The organism is Streptomyces sp. NPDC059866 (assembly GCF_042731325.1).
GTDB classification, from domain to species: Bacteria; Actinomycetota; Actinomycetes; order Streptomycetales; family Streptomycetaceae; genus Streptomyces; species Streptomyces flavusporus.
Genome location: NZ_JBHWJT010000001.1, coordinates 459022 through 474494 on the forward strand (window position 1 = coordinate 459022; position 15473 = coordinate 474494).

Consider the following 15473-nt stretch of genomic DNA (forward strand, 5'->3'; position numbering starts at 1 on the left):
CGTGGCCTGAGCGGAGGGGCGGGCGCACAGGTGAGCGCCCACCCCACCACCCTGAGCCATGGGAAACCGCCGATCCGTCGCCCCCAGGTCCATTTCCTTATACGGCGCATACTGCGGGTGGAGTAGGGACGCGATGCGGTCAGTCCACCCTTGGACGTACCAGCCCCGACTCGTACGCGATCACCACGAGCTGCGCCCGGTCCCGCGCGCCGAGCTTGGCCATGGCCCGGTTGACGTGCGTCTTCACCGTGAGCGGGCTGACCTCCAGCCGCTCGGCGATCTCGTCGTTGGAGTGCCCGCCCGCCACCTGGACCAGCACCTCGCGCTCGCGCCCGGTGAGCGCGTCGAGCCGCTCGGAGCGGGCTGGATCGCGGTCCGGGGAGTCGCCGCCCTGGGCGAGGAAGCGGGCGATCAGGCCCTTGGTGGCGACCGGGGAGAGCAGCGCCTCCCCGTCGGCCGCGACCCGGATCGCGGTGAGCAGTTCGTCCGGCTCGGAGCCCTTGCCGAGGAAGCCGGAGGCGCCCGCGCGCAGCGACTGCACCACGTAGTCGTCGACCTCGAACGTCGTCAGGATGACGATCCGGACATGGGCGAGAGCGGGGTCCGCGCTGATCATGCGGGTGGCGGCGAGACCGTCCATGCCGGGCATCCGGATGTCCATCAGGACGACGTCGGCCCGCTGCTCCTTCGCCAGCCGTACCGCCTCCGCGCCGTCGGACGCCTCGCCGACCACCTCCATGTCGGGCTCGGAGTCGACGAGCACGCGAAAGGCGCTGCGGAGCAGCGCCTGGTCGTCGGCGAGCAGGACACGGATCGTCATACGGGGTCCTTCGCTGGGCTGCTGCGGGTCTTGACCGGCAGGATCGCATGGACGCGGAAACCGCCGCCGTAGCGGGGACCGGTGGTGAGGGTGCCGCGCAGGGCGGTGACCCGCTCGCGCATGCCGAGCAGTCCGTGGCCGCCGCCGGTCACCGGGCCGTCGTCGAGGACGGTGCCGTCGTCGAGGACGGTGATCTCGATGTTCGGTCCCACGCGGACGATGCTGACCTCGGCCTTGGCGGCGGCGCCGGCGTGCTTCTGCACATTGGTGAGGGCTTCCTGGATGACGCGGTACGCGGCCAGGTCGACGGCGGCGGGCAGGGTCGTGCCGTGGTCGGCGCGGGCGACCTCGATGTGCAGGCCGGCGCTGCGGAAGGTGCCGACGAGTTCCTCGAGGCGGTCCAGGCCCGGGGCCGGTTCCGTGGGGGCCTCGGGGTCGTCGGACTGGCGGAGCAGGCCGACGGTGGCGCGCAGCTCGTTGAGCGCGGAGCGGCTGGCTTCGCGTACGTGCGCGAGGGCCTCCTTGGCCTGGTCGGGGCGCTTGTCCATGACATGGGCGGCGACCCCGGCCTGGACGTTGACCAGAGCGATGTGATGGGCGACGACGTCGTGCAGGTCACGAGCGATACGCAGCCGCTCCTCGGCGACGCGGCGGCGGGCCTCCTCCTCGCGGGTGCGTTCCGCCTTCTCGGCGCGCTCACGGATGGCGTGCACGAAGTCGCGGCGGCTGCGGACGGCGTCGCCACCGGCGGCGGCCATGCCGGTCCAGGCGAAGATGGCGAGATTCTCCTGCGCGTACCAGGGTAGGGGGCCGGCGAGCATGGCCGCGCCGGTCAGCACGGTCATGGTGAGCAGACCGACGCGCCAGGTGGTGGGGCGGTCGGTGGTGGAGCCGACGGTGTAGAGGGCGACCACCGCGGACATCGCGACGGGAGCTCTGGGGTCGCCGGTGATGCACTCGACGACGGAGAGGGTGCCGGTGATGAGGAGGATCCGCATCGGCGCGCGGCGGCGGAACACCAGGGCGGCTGCGCCGAGGGCCATGAGGACGAGGCTGAGGGGGTCCGGGGTGCGTACGCCCCAGCTGACGGCGTACTTGCCGTGCGGGTCCACGAACGAGCCGGCCACCATGCAGATCAGTACGCCGGCCGCCAGTGCCGCGTCCAGTGCCATGGGGTGCGCCTTCAGCTGGCGGCGGGCGCGGTCGAGGGTGGTCACGGGTGTTTACGGTAGCTGGGGTGGGGGTCGCTGCGAATGGTGCCCGGCGTTCGGTGGGGGTGGGAGCGCGGCCCGGCGCTTACGGGGTGCCGCCCGCGCCCACCCTCCCCCACTCTCGGCTTCGCTCGAGCGGGGGGACCCCCATCGCCCTGGGGTCCCCCTCTAGGAGGAGGCACGACTGCCCGCAGCTACGCCGGGTTCAGCCCGGGATCAGGTCGTCGTCGCTCAGGAGTTCGCGGACCTCCTCCAACGTCGCGTCAGGGGACGGGAGGATGAGTTCCGATGGTTCCAGGGAGTCGTCGGGGAGCGGGTCGCCCAGGTCGCGGACCGTGGTCAGGAGGGCCTGGAGGGTGCGGCGGAAGCCGGGGCCGTCGCCGTTCTCCATTTCGGCCAGGAGTTCGTCGTCCAGCTTGTTCAGCTCGGTGAGGTGGCTGTCGGCCAGCCTCACCTGCCCCTCCCCCATGATCCGTACGATCATGTCGCCCTCCTCGGCGTGGGCCCTACTGCTTGTCGAAGCGCGGGGTGTCCTGCGGCTGCTGCTGGGACTGCTCCTGCGACTGGCCCGTGCCGCCTTCGATGGCCTGCTGGCCACCGGACGTGCCACCTGCCAGCTCCGCCTTCATGCGCTGCAGTTCCAGCTCTACATCCGTACCACCGGAGAGCCGGTCCAGCTCGGCCTGGATGTCGTCCTTGGCCATGCCGGTGGGGTCGTCGAGGGCGCCGGAGGCGAGGAGTTCGTCGATCGCGCCGGCGCGGGCCTGGAGCTGCGCCGTCTTGTCCTCCGCCCGCTGGATGGCCAGACCGACGTCACCCATCTCCTCGGAGATGCCGGTGAACGCCTCACCGATGCGGGTCTGGGCCTGCGCCGCCGTGTACGTCGCCTTGATCGTCTCCTTCTTCGTACGGAAGGCGTCGACCTTGGCCTGGAGGCGCTGCGCCGCCAGGGTCAGCTTCTCCTCCTCGCCCTGAAGCGTCGCGTGCTGCGTCTCGAGGTCCGTCACCTGCTGCTGGAGCGCGGCGCGGCGGGACAGCGCCTCGCGGGCCAGGTCCTCGCGGCCCAGCGCCAGCGCCTTGCGGCCCTGGTCCTCCAGCTTGGTGGACTGCGACTGGAGCTGGTTGAGCTGCAACTCCAGGCGCTTGCGCGAGGTCGCGACGTCCGCGACTCCGCGGCGCACCTTCTGGAGCAGCTCCAGCTGCTTCTGGTACGAGTAATCGAGGGTCTCGCGCGGGTCCTCGGCCCGGTCAAGGGCCTTGTTCGCCTTCGCGCGGAAGATCATCCCCATACGCTTCATGACACCGCTCATGGGCTTCGCGCGCCCCCTTCTGACGTCCAGCTCCAGCTCTGCGACAGAACCCACAGTACGGGCCCTGCATCCATTGACGCACTGTTCGGGGACGGATGCGCTCATCCCCAAGGACGACTGAGTACGCTCCTGCTCCGGCGTAGGGAGTAGGTGGTCCCCGGGTATGCCCCGAGGGGACCCGAGGGCGTACACATCGTCCCCTCTGTCCCCTTACAGACGACTGGTGTTGCGGGATCGTTCCCCGCGGGACTGGGGTCCATGCCCCCGTACCCCGTACCCTTGGGTTTTGTGTTCCGTAGCCGTGCCAAGGAAGAGAAGGCCGCAGTCGCCGACAAGGCGTCGCTGACCGACTCCAAGCAGACCCGTGACCCGCAGGCCCCGAAGGGCCGGCCGACGCCCAAGCGCAGTGAGGCCCAGTCCCAGCGCCGCAGCGTCGCCAATACGTCGATGACGCGCAAGGAGGCCGCCAAGCGGCAGCGCGAGGAGCGCCGTGCCGCGCTGGACCGGCAGCGCCAGGCGCTGGCCTCCGGCGACGAGCGGTATCTGCCGGCGCGGGACAAGGGGCCGGTCCGCAAGCTGGCGCGCGACTTCATCGACTCGCGGTTCAACATCGCGGAGTTCTTCCTGCCGATGGCCGTGGTCATTCTCGTGCTGAGCATGGTGCGGGTGCCCGCGCTGCAGACCATCGCGCTGCTGCTGTGGCTCGTCGTGATCGTGCTGATCGTGCTCGACTCGTTCGTCACCGGCTACCGCCTGAAGAAGCGGCTCGCCGAGCGCTTCCCCGACGACAACAAGCGCGGTGCGGTCGCCTACGCGCTGATGCGCTCCCTCCAGATGCGCCGACTCCGGCTGCCGAAGCCGCAGGTCAAGCGCGGAGAGCGGCCCTGAGCGCGGCTTCGTTCTCCGGGGGTGCAGCAGGTACCTGGCTCAACGGTCTCGACGGGCTGCGGGATGTCGTATCACTGGAACTGGTGGCCCGGCAGCTCGACGAGCAGATAGCCGGGCGGTTTCCGGTCGGGCAGCGGCTGCGGGTGCTCGACGTGGGGATGGGCCAGGGGACGCAGGCGCTGCGGCTGGCCCGGGCCGGTCACCAGGTGACGGGGATAGAGAAGGACTGCGCGATGCTGTCCGCGGCGCGGACGGCGCTCGCCGCGGAGCCGGAGGGGATCCGGGAGCGGGTGCGGCTCCTCGAGGGGGACGGGCGGGACACGGGGGTGCACTTCCTGCCGGGCAGCTTCGACGTGGTGCTCTGTCATGGCGTGCTCATGTACGTCGACGATCCCGATCCGCTGCTGGCGGGCCTGGCGCGGATGCTCGCTCCGGGCGGGCTGCTGTCGCTGCTGGTGCGCAACGGTGACGCGTTGGCCATGCGGCCGGGGCTGTCCGGGGACTGGAGTGCCGCACTGGCGGCCTTCGACACGACCGCGTACCGGAATCGGCTGGGGCTCGATGTACGGGCGGACCGGCTGGGCACGCTGACCGCCACCCTCGCCGGGATCGGCGCGCCGCTGCACGCGTGGTACGGGGTGCGGGTCTTCACGGACACCGCTACGGACGGGGCGGAGCTGCCGGCCGACGTGTCGGTACTCCTGGCAGCGGAGGAGCGGGCCGGGCGGACGGATCCGTATCGGGGGGTCGCTGCGTTGCTGCATCTCTGCGGAGTGCGTGGATAGCAGGCTGGGGGCTGCCCGTTCGGGTGAGCAGCGCAGGGCGGACGCGTCGTGCCGAGGGGAGACTCGGGGCATGGCCGCTCCCTCGTTCTTGATCGTGACCCACGCCCTGCGTCGCCTCGTCCTCGTCGGTGCTCTCTCGGCCGCCCTTGCGCTCGTCGCCGGGTGCACCGGCTCCGGTTCGTCGGGCGAGCCGGAGTCGACGACCAGGCAGGCCGCGCTGCCGGTGGCCGCCAAGGACCTGCAGGACGACTACCAGAGGGTGATCGAGGACGTCCTGCCGTCGGTCGTGCAGATCCAGGGGCGCGACGAGCTGGGATCGGGCGTGGTGTACGACGACCGGGGGCACATCGTCACCAACGCGCATGTCGTCGGCAAGCAGAGGACGTTCGCCGTGACGACGGCGAACAGCGAGGACGTGCTCACCGCCGCACTCGTCTACTCGTACCCGGAGCAGGACCTCGCCGTCATCAAGCTGGACAAGGCCCCGAAGGGCCTGAAGGCGGCGGCCTTCGCGGACTCGGCCAAGGTCGAGGTGGGGCAGATCGTGCTGGCGATGGGTTCGCCGCTCGGGCTGTCGTCGAGCGTGACGCAGGGGATCGTGTCGGCGACCGGACGGACCGTCACCGAGGGCAGCAGCGACGGCGGTACGGGCGCGACGATCCCCAACATGGTGCAGACGTCGGCCGCCATCAACCCCGGCAACAGCGGCGGCGCGCTGGTGAACCTCGACAGCCGGGTCATCGGCATCCCGACGCTCGCCGCCGTCGACCCCGGCCTCGGGGACAGCGCCGCGGCCGGCATCGGGTTCGCGATCCCGGCGTCGATGGTGAAGACGGTCGCCGACCAGATCATCAAGGAAGGCAGGGTCACCGACTCGGGCCGGGCGGCGCTCGGCATCACCGGCCGTACGGTCGTGGACGACCGGTACCGGCCCGCCGGGGTCGCCGTCGTCGAGGTGATCGAGGGTGGGGCGGCCGAGCAGGCGGGGATCGAACCCGGGGACATCATCACGCGGCTGGGCGACGACGACATCACGACCATCACCTCGCTCGCCGAGGCGCTGGCGACCGCGCGGCCGGGCGAACGGACCACGGTGACGTTCACCCAGAACGGCGACGAGCGGACCGTCGGCGTGAAGCTGGGCGAGCAGTGAGGACGGGGCGGCCCGGCCGCCGGCCGCCCCCTGCCCCGGCTACGCCTCGTCCGCGTGCAGGCTCATCGGTCCGTAGATCTCCGTGGCGTCCTCGAACAGCCGCACCTGGTCCGCGCCTCCGGCGAGCAGTTCCTTCCAGTACTCCCCGATCCAGGACTCGGCGTCCCCCTGCGTGGTGAACTCCTCGGGCTGCACCGCGGGCTGGACCTCCGTCCCGTCGGCCTTCTCGAACCGCCACGTCCATGCCGCCATGTACGCCTCCCAGGTGTCAGCACGCCGGATCTTGGTCCGGCTCCCGCCCTGAGCCTATGCGTTCCGCCGGGTGCCGTCTTGGGGCTGCGGGTGATCTGTCACCGTGCGGGCTGTGGGGGCTGGTCCCGGCCTTTTCGCTCGCCCGCGCCTGCGGGGTGCCGCTGCGCCCACCCTCCCCCACTCTCGGCTTCGCTCGAGCGGGGGGACCCCCATCGCCCCGGGGGTCCCCCCAGGCCCTTGAGGCACTGGGGGAGGCACGACTGCCCGCAGCTGCGTAGGCGGCGGGGCCCGGGCGCGCAGTGTCGGCGGCCAGCGGTGAAAATCGGGTTCGTGGAACTGACTCTGCTCGGCACCGGTGCCCCGGCGGGACTGCCCCGCCCCGACTGTCCCTGCGCGGCCTGCGCGACCGCGCTCGGCGTGGATGCGCGGGCGGCCACCGCCGCCCTGGTGGACGGGGCGCTGCTGCTCGATCTGACGCCGGGTGCGGCGTTCGCGGCGGCGCGGGCAGGGCGTTCGCTGTCGGGCGTACGGCAGGTGCTGCTGTCGCATCCGCACGACGGTCCGCCGGTGGAGGTGCCGGCCGGGCTGCCGCAGCCCGGACGGGTGCCGGACGGGCGGGAGTTGGTGCTGCTGACGGGGCATCGGGTGCGGGCGGTGGCGATGGACTCGCCGGGCACGGGGTACGCGGTCACCGGGCCGGACGGCCAGCGGGTGCTGTATCTGCCGCCGGGCGGCGCACCGGCCGGACTGGAGGAGGGCTCCGCCCAGGCCGAGCCGTACGACATGCTGCTCGCGGACGTGGTGGGGCGGCCGGACGGACTGGCCCGGTTGCGGGCGGTGGGCGCGGTGGGGCCGACGACCGATGTCGTCGCCGTCCATCTGGACCACGACGTGCCGCCGGGGGCCGAGTTGCGGCGGCGGCTGGCGGCGGCCGGGGCGCGCGCGGTGCCGGACGGGACGACGCTGGCGGTGGGGGCGTACGAGGATGTGCCGGACGTGCCGCGGCGGACGCTGGTGCTGGGCGGGGCGCGGTCGGGGAAGTCGGTGGAGGCGGAGCGGCGGCTGGAGGCGTTCCCCGATGTGCTGTACGTCGCGACGGGCGGCACCCGGAACGGGGACGGCGAGTGGGCGGAGCGGGTCGCCGCGCACCGGGAACGACGACCCGGGTCGTGGCGGACGACGGAGACGTGCGATCTGGTGCCGTTGCTGAAGGAGGACGGGCCGCCGCTGCTGATCGACTGTCTGTCGCTGTGGCTGACCGACGCGATGGACTCCGTCGGGGCGTGGGACGACGCCGAGTGGGCCGCCGGGGGTGAACGTGCGTTGCGGGAGCGGGTGCGCGAGCTGACGGAGGCGGTGCGGCAGACCCGGCGGGTCGTGGTCGCCGTGTCCAACGAGGTCGGGTCGGGGATCGTGCCGGCCACGGCGTCGGGGCGGCGGTACCGGGACGAACTCGGGCGGCTCAACGCGGCGTTCGCGGGTGAGTGCGAGCAGGTGCTGCTGGTGGTGGCGGGGCAGGCGGTGCTGCTGCGGGGGTGACCGTCCGCCGCCGCTGCAGGGTCAGGTGCGGCGGGCGACGATCCGGTAGGCGTTGGCGAAGCGGGTGCGGCGGAGCAGGGGCGCCAGGGTGTGGTCCGCGGCGCCGGCTGCCGCCGTCAGGGGCAGGGCGGCGCACCGGAAGGTCGTACGGACTGTCTGCTGGAGCGGGGTCGGTGCGATCGGCCGCCACGGGGTGTCCGGGTCCGGCAGGACGTGGGACAGAGCCAGGGACAGGGCTGTTGACAGGTCGTGGGGCCGGTGGGCCGGGTGGTGGTCGGCGGTGACGATCGTGCAGCCGTGGGACTCCAGTTCCCTGCGGAGGTTGTCCAGCGGGATCAGGTGCAGATGGCGGGGCAGGGTGTGCGGGAGCCACCACTTGCCGAGCAGCCGGGCGAACACGCACTTCGGGTCGGGGGCTTCGAGGATGAGGTGGCCGCCGGGGCGCAGCGCGGTGACGGCGGCCCGGATTTCCGCGCGGGGGGCGGGGGTGCGGTCCAGGTGGTGGAGCAGGCTGACGACGTCGTAGCGGGCGCTCACGCGTGCGGTGAGGCCGGGGGCGGCGAGGTGGCCGACGTACGCCTCCTCGATGTGGCCGGCCGCGCGGGCCCGCAGCACACGGTGGGTGGGGTCGACGCCGTCGAACGCCGTGTACGGGAAGAGTTCCCGCGCCGCCTGCGGGAAGTGCGCGTCGCCCGTGCCGACGTCCAGCCAGCTCTCCGGCTCCGGGAAGGGCAGCAGCGCGCGGGCGGCCGCCCGGAGCCGGCGCCGGCTCGGCCGGGGGTCGTGCGGGTACCGGTGGTGGAAGGCGAGGCCCTCGGGTGAGAGAGGCGGGTTCAGGAAGGTGTGGCCGCAGTCCCGGCACTCGTCGAGCGTGAAGGTGCCCGGCTTGTGCTGGAGCAGGTCCGGGGCGGTGAAGCGGGTGAGCAGGCGGGCCGAGCCGCACCAGGGGCAGTCGGCGCGGCGCGGGGCGTGGAAGCGGTCGGTGCCCAGGGCGAGTTCGGCGAAACAGGCGGCACGGCGTCGCTCGGCCGCCGCTGTGTCGGGGGGCGTGGGTGGCATCGGCGGCTCCCGGGAGACGACGGACGGAGACCTACGGCAATCCGCTGCAAACCGGAACGTATGGGATCACGATCTTGGGTGCAATGACATCGTGGGTGAGCGATGGCCATGTGGCGCCGTCCTGTTCGATCGAGGCCGGTACTGTTCGGCGAATGAGCTCGCTTAATCTCGACGACTTCACCGATCTGATCGAGCGCCCCGACGGTGGGGTGCGCCGCGACGCCGAGGCGCGCCGGGAGCGTCAGATCGTGCCGCCCGGTTCGCTCGGGCGCCTCGACGACCTGGGTGAGTGGCTGGCCGCGGCGCAGGGCGCCGTACCGGTGCGGCCGGTGGAACAGCCGCGCGTGGTGCTGTTCGCCGGTGACCACGGTGTCGCGGAGTTGGGAGTGTCGGCGCGGCCCGCGGGCAGCGCCGCGGAGTTGGTGCGGGAGGTGCTGGAGGGCGGCCGTCCGGTGTCCGTGCTCGCCCGGCGGCTCGGTGTGCCGGTGCGGGTCGTCGACATGGCCCTGGACTGCGATCCGGGGACGCTGCCCGAGGACGTCGTACGGCATCGGGTGCGGCGCGGCAGCGGCCGGATCGACATCGAGGACGCGCTGACGGCCGAGGAGGCGGAGGCCGCCTTCCGGGCCGGGGTCGCGGTGGCCGACGAGGAGGCCGACTCCGGTACGGATCTGGTCGTGCTGGGCGATGTGAGCGTGGGCGGCACGACGGCGGCCGGGGTGCTGGTCGCCGCGCTGTGCGGAACCGACGCCTCCGTGGTGACCGGGCGGGGCGGCCTCGCGATCGACGACCTGATGTGGATGCGCAAGTGCGCCGCGGTCCGGGACGCGCTGCGGCGGGCGCGGCCGGTGCTGGGAGACCAGTTGCGGCTTCTGGCGACGGTGGGCGGTGCCGACCTCGCCGCGATGACCGGGTTCCTGCTGCAGAGCGCCGTGCGGAAGACGCCGGTGATCCTGGACGGGGTGGTCGTCGCCGCGTGTGCGCTGGTGGCCCAGCGGATCGCGTTCCGGGCGCCGGACTGGTGGCTGGCCGGGCACAACAGCGGGGAACCGGGACAGGCCAAGGCGCTGGACCGGATGGCCCTGGAGCCGCTCCTCGACCACGGGATGAAGGTCGGCGAGGGCGTGGGCGCCCTGCTGGCACTGCCCCTGGTACAGGCCGCGGCGGCACTGGCGGCGGAGCTGCCCGAGAAGGCGGAGCCCGAGAAGGCGGACTCGGTGACGGAGGAGCAGACGGAGGCCGGCGAGACGGCGTAGGAAGCTGCGCAGGCGGCGAGTGCGGGCGTCCCGGTGGCGGCCGGGGCCGTCCGGCGGGGTGCCGCTGCGCCCGCCCGGTGAGGGCCGTACGGGCCGATCAGCGGTGTTCGAGGGCGTGGGGCCGGTCCGGGTCGGGCGTGCCGCCGATCCAGTCCTGGAGTCTGCGGCTGGGGCCCGCCCAGCGGCGGTCGTGGTGGTAGGCGCGCAGCTGGGCCCGGGCGCGGGCGCGGGGGCGGCGGCGGTAGAGGCGTTTCGCCCAGGGGGAGCCGGGGCGGGCCAGACGGATCGCGCCGAAGAGGGCGACGAAAGGAAGGACCACCCCGAAGATCGCGATACGCACCTTGCCCTTGGCGAGGGCGATGAGGGCGAGCAGGAAGTTCCCGGCGATCACGCTGATCGCCGACCCGCGGTCCTGGAGGTCGTCCTCGCTGAGGTCGTTCACCCCGAACGGGGCGAAGCCGAGGAGGATCAGGCCGACCAGGGCGGTGGTGAGCACGACCGCCTCGACGCTCTTGCGGCCGGCCTCGGTCCAGTAGACGTCGGCCAGATGCAGGATCAGCGCGAACTCGTCCAGGACCAGGCCCGCGCCGATCCCGAAGACGACGGCGGCGAGGGCCGAGCCGAAGCCGTGCTGCCCGCCGGCGACGGCACAGAAGCCGCCGATGACCGTGAGGACCACGCCGGGGACGACGTGGTGGATGTGCACGCCGCCCGCGCTGACGTTGCCGAAGGGGCCCTTGCCCGCCCGGATGAGGCGGGTGATGACCCGGGTGATCACGAAGGTGACGACGAAGGCGGTCAGGGCGAGGAGCAGGGGGAGCTTGCCGGGTTCGACGATGTTGCGCTCCAGCCACACTCCCATGGGTCCAGTTTGACCAGGTTCTCCGCAAGGTGCTCCCCAAGTCCTCGCGTACGCTGCCGGGATGCCCGAGTTCCCGCCCCTGCACGGCCTTCGCTTCGCCTTCGGCACGCTCACCGCCCTTCCCGTCACGGTGATCCGCTGGGACCGGGGAGCGGCGCGGGGCGGAATGCTGTGCGCGCCGGTCGTCGGCCTCGTCGTCGGGGGCTGTGCCGCGGGGGCCGGCCTGCTGCTGCTCCTGCTCGGCGCCGGTCCGCTGCTCGCCGCCGTCGGCGGTGTCGCCGTGCCGGCGGCGCTCACCCGAGGGCTGCATCTCGACGGGCTGGCCGACACCGCGGACGGGCTGGGCAGCGGCAGGCCCGCCGAGGACGCGCTGCGGATCATGAAGCAGTCGGACATCGGGCCGTTCGGGGTGATCACGCTCGTCTTCGTGCTGCTCGCCCAGGTGGCGGCGCTGGCGCAGCTCTACGACGCCTCCTGGGCGCGCGGTGCGCTCGCCGCCGTCGTCTCGGCGGCCGCCGCCCGGCTGGCGCTGACCCTGGCCGCCCGTGGCGGGGTGCCGCCGGCCCGGCCGGAGGGGCTGGGCGCGGCCGTCGCCGGAGTCGTCCCGGCGCGCGGTGCGCTCGGCGCGGCCCTCGCGGTCACGGGGGCCGCCGCTGCCCTGGGGGCGCTCTTCGGACCGTACGACATCGCCCGTACCGCCCTCGCGGTCGTCGCCTCCGTCACGGTCGCCGAACTCCTGCTGCGCCACTGCATCCGCCGCTTCGGCGGAGTCACCGGCGACGTCTTCGGCGGCCTCGCCGAAACGGCGGCGACGACCGCGCTGGTGGTTCTCGCACTCGGCCAGTGACCCCACGGGTGTGACCCGGCTCATGAAGTGCGAGGATCGGGACATGGCGACGACGCCACCCAGAGGTGAACGCCTGCAGGCATGAGGGAAAGCCTGCCGGGCGTAGTCTCGTGTCCGGTGTCCACGTGCCCGGACGAATACCGCGCGTGAGGTGCACCTGGGGTCGGCTGTCGGGCCCGGTCGACCCACCCCGTTCGACCCCTGCAACTTCACATCGGAAGCGAGATTTCACCACCGTGACTGCTCTGACTCTCAGCACCGCCGCGGCGCCCGGCCTGCGGGCCGACGCGATCGTGATCGGTGTCTCCAAGGGCGACAAGGGCCCGGTCGTCGCACCGGGCGCGGAGGCCGTGGACCAGGCGTACGACGGCGGGCTGGCCGGCGTCCTCGAGACCCTCGGTGCCTCCGGGGCCGAGGGCGAGATCACGAAGCTGCCCGCGCCGTCCGGTTTCAAGACGCCGCTCGTGGTGGCGGTGGGCCTGGGCGCACTGCCCGAGAAGGACGTCAACGGGGGCGCGTACGGCGCGGAGGCGCTGCGCAGGGCCTCCGGCCTCGCCGCCCGCGCGCTGGCCGGCTCCAAGAAGGCGGCGTTCGCCCTGCCGGTCGCGGACGCGGCCGCCGTCGGCGCGATCGGCGAGGGCGCGCTGCTCGGCGCGTACTCCTTCGACGTGTACAAGGAGAACGCGCAGAACGGCACCGCCGCCAAGGGCAAGAAGAACGGCAAGGCCCCGCTCGCCGAGGCCGTCGTGCTCGGCGCCAAGCCCCGCGACAAGGCGCACAAGGCGGCCGTCGAGCGTGCCACCGCCGTGTCCGAGGAGCTGAACCGCGCCCGCGACCTGGTCAACACCCCGCCGAACGACCTCAACCCGGAGGCCTTCGCCGCGGTCGCCCAGGCCGCTGCCAAGGAGAACGGCATCAAGGTGCAGGTGCTCGACGAGAAGGCGCTGGCCAAGGGCGGCTACGGCGGCATCCTCGGCGTCGGCTCCGGCTCGGCGTCGGCGCCGCGCCTGGTGAAGCTGTCGTACACCCACTCCAAGGCGAAGAAGCACCTCGCCTTCGTCGGCAAGGGCATCACCTACGACTCGGGCGGCATCTCGCTGAAGCCCGCCGGTCACAACGAGACGATGAAGTGCGACATGAGCGGCGCGGCCGCGGTGTTCGCGGCCGTCGTCACCGCCGCGCGCCTCGGGCTGGAGGTCAACGTCACGGGGTGGCTGGCGCTGGCCGAGAACATGCCGTCCGGTTCGGCGACCCGTCCCGGTGACGTGCTGCGGATGTACAGCGGCAAGACCGTGGAGGTGCTGAACACCGACGCGGAGGGGCGGCTGGTCCTCGCTGACGCGCTGTGGGCGGCGTCCGAGGAGAAGCCGGACGCGATCGTGGACGTGGCGACGCTGACCGGCGCGATGGTGCTGGCGCTCGGCAACCGGACGTTCGGTGTCATGGCCAACGACGAAGCGTTCCGCTCCGCGGTGCACGAGGCCGCGGAGGAGGTCGGGGAGCCGGCCTGGCCGATGCCGCTGCCGGAGCACCTGCGCAAGGGGATGGACTCGCCGACCGCCGACATCGCGAACATGGGTGAGCGGATGGGCGGCGGGCTGGTCGCCGCGCTGTTCCTGCGGGAGTTCGTGGGTGAGGGCATCACGTGGGCACACCTCGACATCGCCGGGCCCGCCTTCAACGAGCAGGGGCCCTTCGGATACACGCCGAAGGGTGGTACGGGGTCCGGGGTGCGGACGCTCGTCCGGCTTGCCGAGCTGACCGCTTCGGGTGATCTGGGCTGAGGTTCGCCCACTGACTCGGGGCTCCTTGTCGTACGGCGGCTCCGCCGGGCGGTCGCGCCCGCCCGGCGGAGCCGCAGATCGACAAACGAGCGTGCGACGTATCACACCCCGGCCCCGCGTCTCGTCCCGCGATGACAAGTGCGAAGATGGGGCTCGGCAGGACAGGGCCCCCCAAAGGGCCGAAGCAAAGCGGCCGGACACCAGCCGCCCAGCCGGTCATCGTCGACCGGCGTACGGCGCACATGCATGGAGGACGTGACGTGGCGAACGACGCCAGCACCGTTTTCGACCTAGTGATCCTCGGCGGTGGTAGCGGTGGTTACGCCGCGGCCCTGCGCGGGGCCCAGCTGGGCCTGGACGTCGCCCTGATCGAGAAGGACAAGGTCGGCGGCACCTGCCTGCACCGGGGTTGCATCCCCACCAAAGCCCTGCTTCACGCGGGCGAGATCGCCGACCAGGCGCGCGAGAGCGAGCAGTTCGGCGTCAAGGCGAGCTTCGAGGGTATCGACGTCGCCGGTGTGCACAAGTACAAGGACGAGGTGATCTCCGGCCTGTACAAGGGTCTGCAGGGGCTCATCGCCTCCCGGAAGGTCACCTACATCGAGGGTGCGGGCCGGCTGTCCTCCCCCACCTCGGTGGACGTGAACGGTCAGCGGATCCAGGGCCGCCACGTACTGCTGGCCACCGGCTCCGTGCCGAAGTCGCTGCCGGGCCTGGAGATCGACGGCAACCGCATCATCTCCTCGGACCACGCCCTGGTCCTGGACCGCGTGCCGAAGTCGGCGATCGTGCTCGGCGGCGGTGTCATCGGCGTCGAGTTCGCCTCCGCCTGGAAGTCCTTCGGTACGGACGTCACGGTCATCGAGGGCCTGAAGCACCTCGTCCCCGTCGAGGACGAGAACAGCTCGAAGCTGCTCGAGCGCGCCTTCCGCAAGCGCGGCATCAAGTTCAACCTGGGCACCTTCTTCCAGAAGGCCGAGTACACGGCCGACGGTGTCAAGGTCACCCTCGCCGACGGCAAGGAGTTCGAGGCCGAGGTCCTCCTCGTCGCCGTCGGCCGCGGCCCGGTCTCCCAGGGCCTGGGCTACGAGGAGGCCGGGGTCGCCATGGACCGCGGCTACGTCCTCGTCGACGAGTACATGCGGACGAACGTCCCGACGATCTCCGCGGTCGGCGACCTGGTCCCGACCCTCCAGCTCGCGCACGTCGGCTTCGCGGAGGGCATCCTGGTGGCGGAGCGGCTGGCCGGTCTGAAGGTCGTCCCGATCGACTACGACGGCGTGCCCCGGGTGACGTACTGCCACCCCGAGGTCGCCTCCGTCGGTATCACCGAGGCCAAGGCCAAGGAGATCTACGGCGCGGACAAGGTCGTCGCCCTGAAGTACAACCTGGCGGGCAACGGCAAGAGCAAGATCCTCAAGACCGCGGGCGAGATCAAGCTCGTCCAGGTCAAGGACGGTGCCGTGGTCGGCGTCCACATGGTCGGCGACCGCATGGGCGAGCAGGTCGGCGAGGCCCAGCTGGTCTACAACTGGGAGGCGCTGCCCTCCGAGGTCGCCCAGCTCATCCACGCCCACCCGACGCAGAACGAGGCCCTCGGCGAGGCCCACCTGGCCCTGGCCGGCAAGCCGCTGCACTCCCACGACTGACGCTCTCGGTCATCGGGCGCGACGACACAGACTTCCGCAATTCGTAAGGAGCAACCGA

General features: G+C 72.4%; 15 protein-coding genes. 8 read left to right on the forward strand and 7 right to left on the reverse strand.

Annotation, left to right across the window (positions count from 1 at the left end; all coding sequences use genetic code 11):
• Nucleotides 1-139: 139 nt before the first annotated feature.
• The 4 genes from ACFV7R_RS02125 to ACFV7R_RS02140 all read right to left on the reverse strand — a co-directional run bounded on the left by ACFV7R_RS02125 (nucleotide 140) and on the right by ACFV7R_RS02140 (nucleotide 3341).
• Nucleotides 140-820, reverse strand: a complete 681-nt coding sequence (locus tag ACFV7R_RS02125; protein ID WP_385258812.1) for a response regulator — start codon at nucleotides 818-820, stop codon at nucleotides 140-142.
• Nucleotides 817-2037, reverse strand: coding sequence for a sensor histidine kinase (locus ACFV7R_RS02130; RefSeq protein ID WP_385258814.1), 1221 nt, complete (start codon nucleotides 2035-2037; stop codon nucleotides 817-819). The genes ACFV7R_RS02125 and ACFV7R_RS02130 overlap by 4 nt, the downstream gene beginning before the upstream one ends.
• A gap of 199 nt (nucleotides 2038-2236) precedes the next feature.
• A complete protein-coding gene (locus ACFV7R_RS02135; protein ID WP_385258817.1) occupies nucleotides 2237-2515 on the reverse strand; it encodes a hypothetical protein in 279 nt (92 codons plus the stop codon).
• Between the two features lie 22 nt (nucleotides 2516-2537).
• Nucleotides 2538-3341 (reverse strand): PspA/IM30 family protein, encoded by an 804-nt coding sequence (locus ACFV7R_RS02140; protein ID WP_129803841.1) that lies wholly within the window; start codon nucleotides 3339-3341, stop codon nucleotides 2538-2540.
• A gap of 258 nt (nucleotides 3342-3599) precedes the next feature.
• On the opposite strand from ACFV7R_RS02140, the gene ACFV7R_RS02145 reads away from it, so the two are divergent.
• The 3 genes from ACFV7R_RS02145 (at nucleotide 3600) to ACFV7R_RS02155 (ending at nucleotide 6167) form a co-directional block, all read left to right on the forward strand.
• Nucleotides 3600-4229, forward strand: a complete 630-nt coding sequence (locus ACFV7R_RS02145) for a DUF3043 domain-containing protein (RefSeq protein ID WP_385258820.1) — start codon at nucleotides 3600-3602, stop codon at nucleotides 4227-4229.
• An 83-nt stretch (nucleotides 4230-4312) separates the two neighbouring features.
• The gene (locus ACFV7R_RS02150) at nucleotides 4313-5014 is read left to right on the forward strand and encodes a class I SAM-dependent methyltransferase (RefSeq protein ID WP_385258822.1); all 702 of its coding nucleotides are present in this window, start codon (nucleotides 4313-4315) and stop codon (nucleotides 5012-5014) included.
• 70 nt (nucleotides 5015-5084) lie between these two features.
• Nucleotides 5085-6167 (forward strand): S1C family serine protease, encoded by a 1083-nt coding sequence (locus ACFV7R_RS02155; RefSeq protein WP_385258824.1) that lies wholly within the window; start codon nucleotides 5085-5087, stop codon nucleotides 6165-6167.
• A 39-nt stretch (nucleotides 6168-6206) separates the two neighbouring features.
• Here the strand turns inward: ACFV7R_RS02155 and ACFV7R_RS02160 are convergent, their stop codons facing one another.
• Entirely contained in the window at nucleotides 6207-6419 is a 213-nt protein-coding gene (locus ACFV7R_RS02160; protein WP_129803862.1) for a hypothetical protein, read from the reverse strand.
• A 330-nt stretch (nucleotides 6420-6749) separates the two neighbouring features.
• Here ACFV7R_RS02160 and ACFV7R_RS02165 point away from each other — a divergent pair, with 330 nt between their 5' ends.
• Nucleotides 6750-7958: a bifunctional adenosylcobinamide kinase/adenosylcobinamide-phosphate guanylyltransferase gene (locus ACFV7R_RS02165; RefSeq protein WP_385258827.1), complete on the forward strand. Its 1209-nt coding sequence runs from the start codon at nucleotides 6750-6752 to the stop codon at nucleotides 7956-7958.
• A gap of 21 nt (nucleotides 7959-7979) precedes the next feature.
• Here the strand turns inward: ACFV7R_RS02165 and ACFV7R_RS02170 are convergent, their stop codons facing one another.
• A complete protein-coding gene (locus tag ACFV7R_RS02170) occupies nucleotides 7980-9017 on the reverse strand; it encodes a class I SAM-dependent methyltransferase (protein ID WP_385258829.1) in 1038 nt (345 codons plus the stop codon).
• Nucleotides 9018-9169: 152 nt separating this feature from the next.
• On the opposite strand from ACFV7R_RS02170, the gene cobT reads away from it, so the two are divergent.
• Nucleotides 9170-10273 carry a nicotinate-nucleotide--dimethylbenzimidazole phosphoribosyltransferase gene (gene cobT, locus ACFV7R_RS02175; protein ID WP_385258831.1) on the forward strand — a complete coding sequence of 368 codons (1104 nt, stop codon included), beginning with the start codon at nucleotides 9170-9172 and terminating at the stop codon, nucleotides 10271-10273.
• Nucleotides 10274-10370: 97 nt separating this feature from the next.
• Here the strand turns inward: cobT and ACFV7R_RS02180 are convergent, their stop codons facing one another.
• Nucleotides 10371-11135 (reverse strand): hypothetical protein, encoded by a 765-nt coding sequence (locus tag ACFV7R_RS02180; RefSeq protein WP_385258834.1) that lies wholly within the window; start codon nucleotides 11133-11135, stop codon nucleotides 10371-10373.
• Nucleotides 11136-11196: 61 nt separating this feature from the next.
• On the opposite strand from ACFV7R_RS02180, the gene ACFV7R_RS02185 reads away from it, so the two are divergent.
• The 3 genes from ACFV7R_RS02185 to lpdA all read left to right on the forward strand — a co-directional run bounded on the left by ACFV7R_RS02185 (nucleotide 11197) and on the right by lpdA (nucleotide 15415).
• Entirely contained in the window at nucleotides 11197-11982 is a 786-nt protein-coding gene (locus ACFV7R_RS02185) for an adenosylcobinamide-GDP ribazoletransferase (RefSeq protein ID WP_385258837.1), read from the forward strand.
• Between the two features lie 236 nt (nucleotides 11983-12218).
• Nucleotides 12219-13766, forward strand: coding sequence for a leucyl aminopeptidase (locus ACFV7R_RS02190; protein WP_385258839.1), 1548 nt, complete (start codon nucleotides 12219-12221; stop codon nucleotides 13764-13766).
• Nucleotides 13767-14026: 260 nt separating this feature from the next.
• On the forward strand, nucleotides 14027-15415 hold the full coding sequence (gene lpdA / locus ACFV7R_RS02195; protein ID WP_165396587.1) for a dihydrolipoyl dehydrogenase: 1389 nt from the start codon (nucleotides 14027-14029) through the stop codon (nucleotides 15413-15415).
• Nucleotides 15416-15473 lie beyond the last annotated feature (58 nt).

What these genes read in the sequence shown, in the direction of transcription:
- ACFV7R_RS02145 (WP_385258820.1), top strand. Translation starts at nt 3,600, where the DNA reads ATGCCCCCGTACCCCGTACCCTTGGGTTTTGTGTTCCGTAGCCGTGCC.
- ACFV7R_RS02180 (WP_385258834.1), bottom strand. Translation starts at nt 11,135, where the DNA reads ATGGGAGTGTGGCTGGAGCGCAACATCGTCGAACCCGGCAAGCTCCCC.
- ACFV7R_RS02140 (WP_129803841.1), bottom strand. Translation starts at nt 3,341, where the DNA reads ATGAGCGGTGTCATGAAGCGTATGGGGATGATCTTCCGCGCGAAGGCG.
- ACFV7R_RS02185 (WP_385258837.1), top strand. Translation starts at nt 11,197, where the DNA reads ATGCCCGAGTTCCCGCCCCTGCACGGCCTTCGCTTCGCCTTCGGCACG.
- ACFV7R_RS02160 (WP_129803862.1), bottom strand. Translation starts at nt 6,419, where the DNA reads ATGGCGGCATGGACGTGGCGGTTCGAGAAGGCCGACGGGACGGAGGTC.
- ACFV7R_RS02125 (WP_385258812.1), bottom strand. Translation starts at nt 820, where the DNA reads ATGACGATCCGTGTCCTGCTCGCCGACGACCAGGCGCTGCTCCGCAGC.
- ACFV7R_RS02170 (WP_385258829.1), bottom strand. Translation starts at nt 9,017, where the DNA reads ATGCCACCCACGCCCCCCGACACAGCGGCGGCCGAGCGACGCCGTGCC.
- cobT (WP_385258831.1), top strand. Translation starts at nt 9,170, where the DNA reads ATGAGCTCGCTTAATCTCGACGACTTCACCGATCTGATCGAGCGCCCC.
- ACFV7R_RS02155 (WP_385258824.1), top strand. Translation starts at nt 5,085, where the DNA reads ATGGCCGCTCCCTCGTTCTTGATCGTGACCCACGCCCTGCGTCGCCTC.
- ACFV7R_RS02135 (WP_385258817.1), bottom strand. Translation starts at nt 2,515, where the DNA reads ATGATCGTACGGATCATGGGGGAGGGGCAGGTGAGGCTGGCCGACAGC.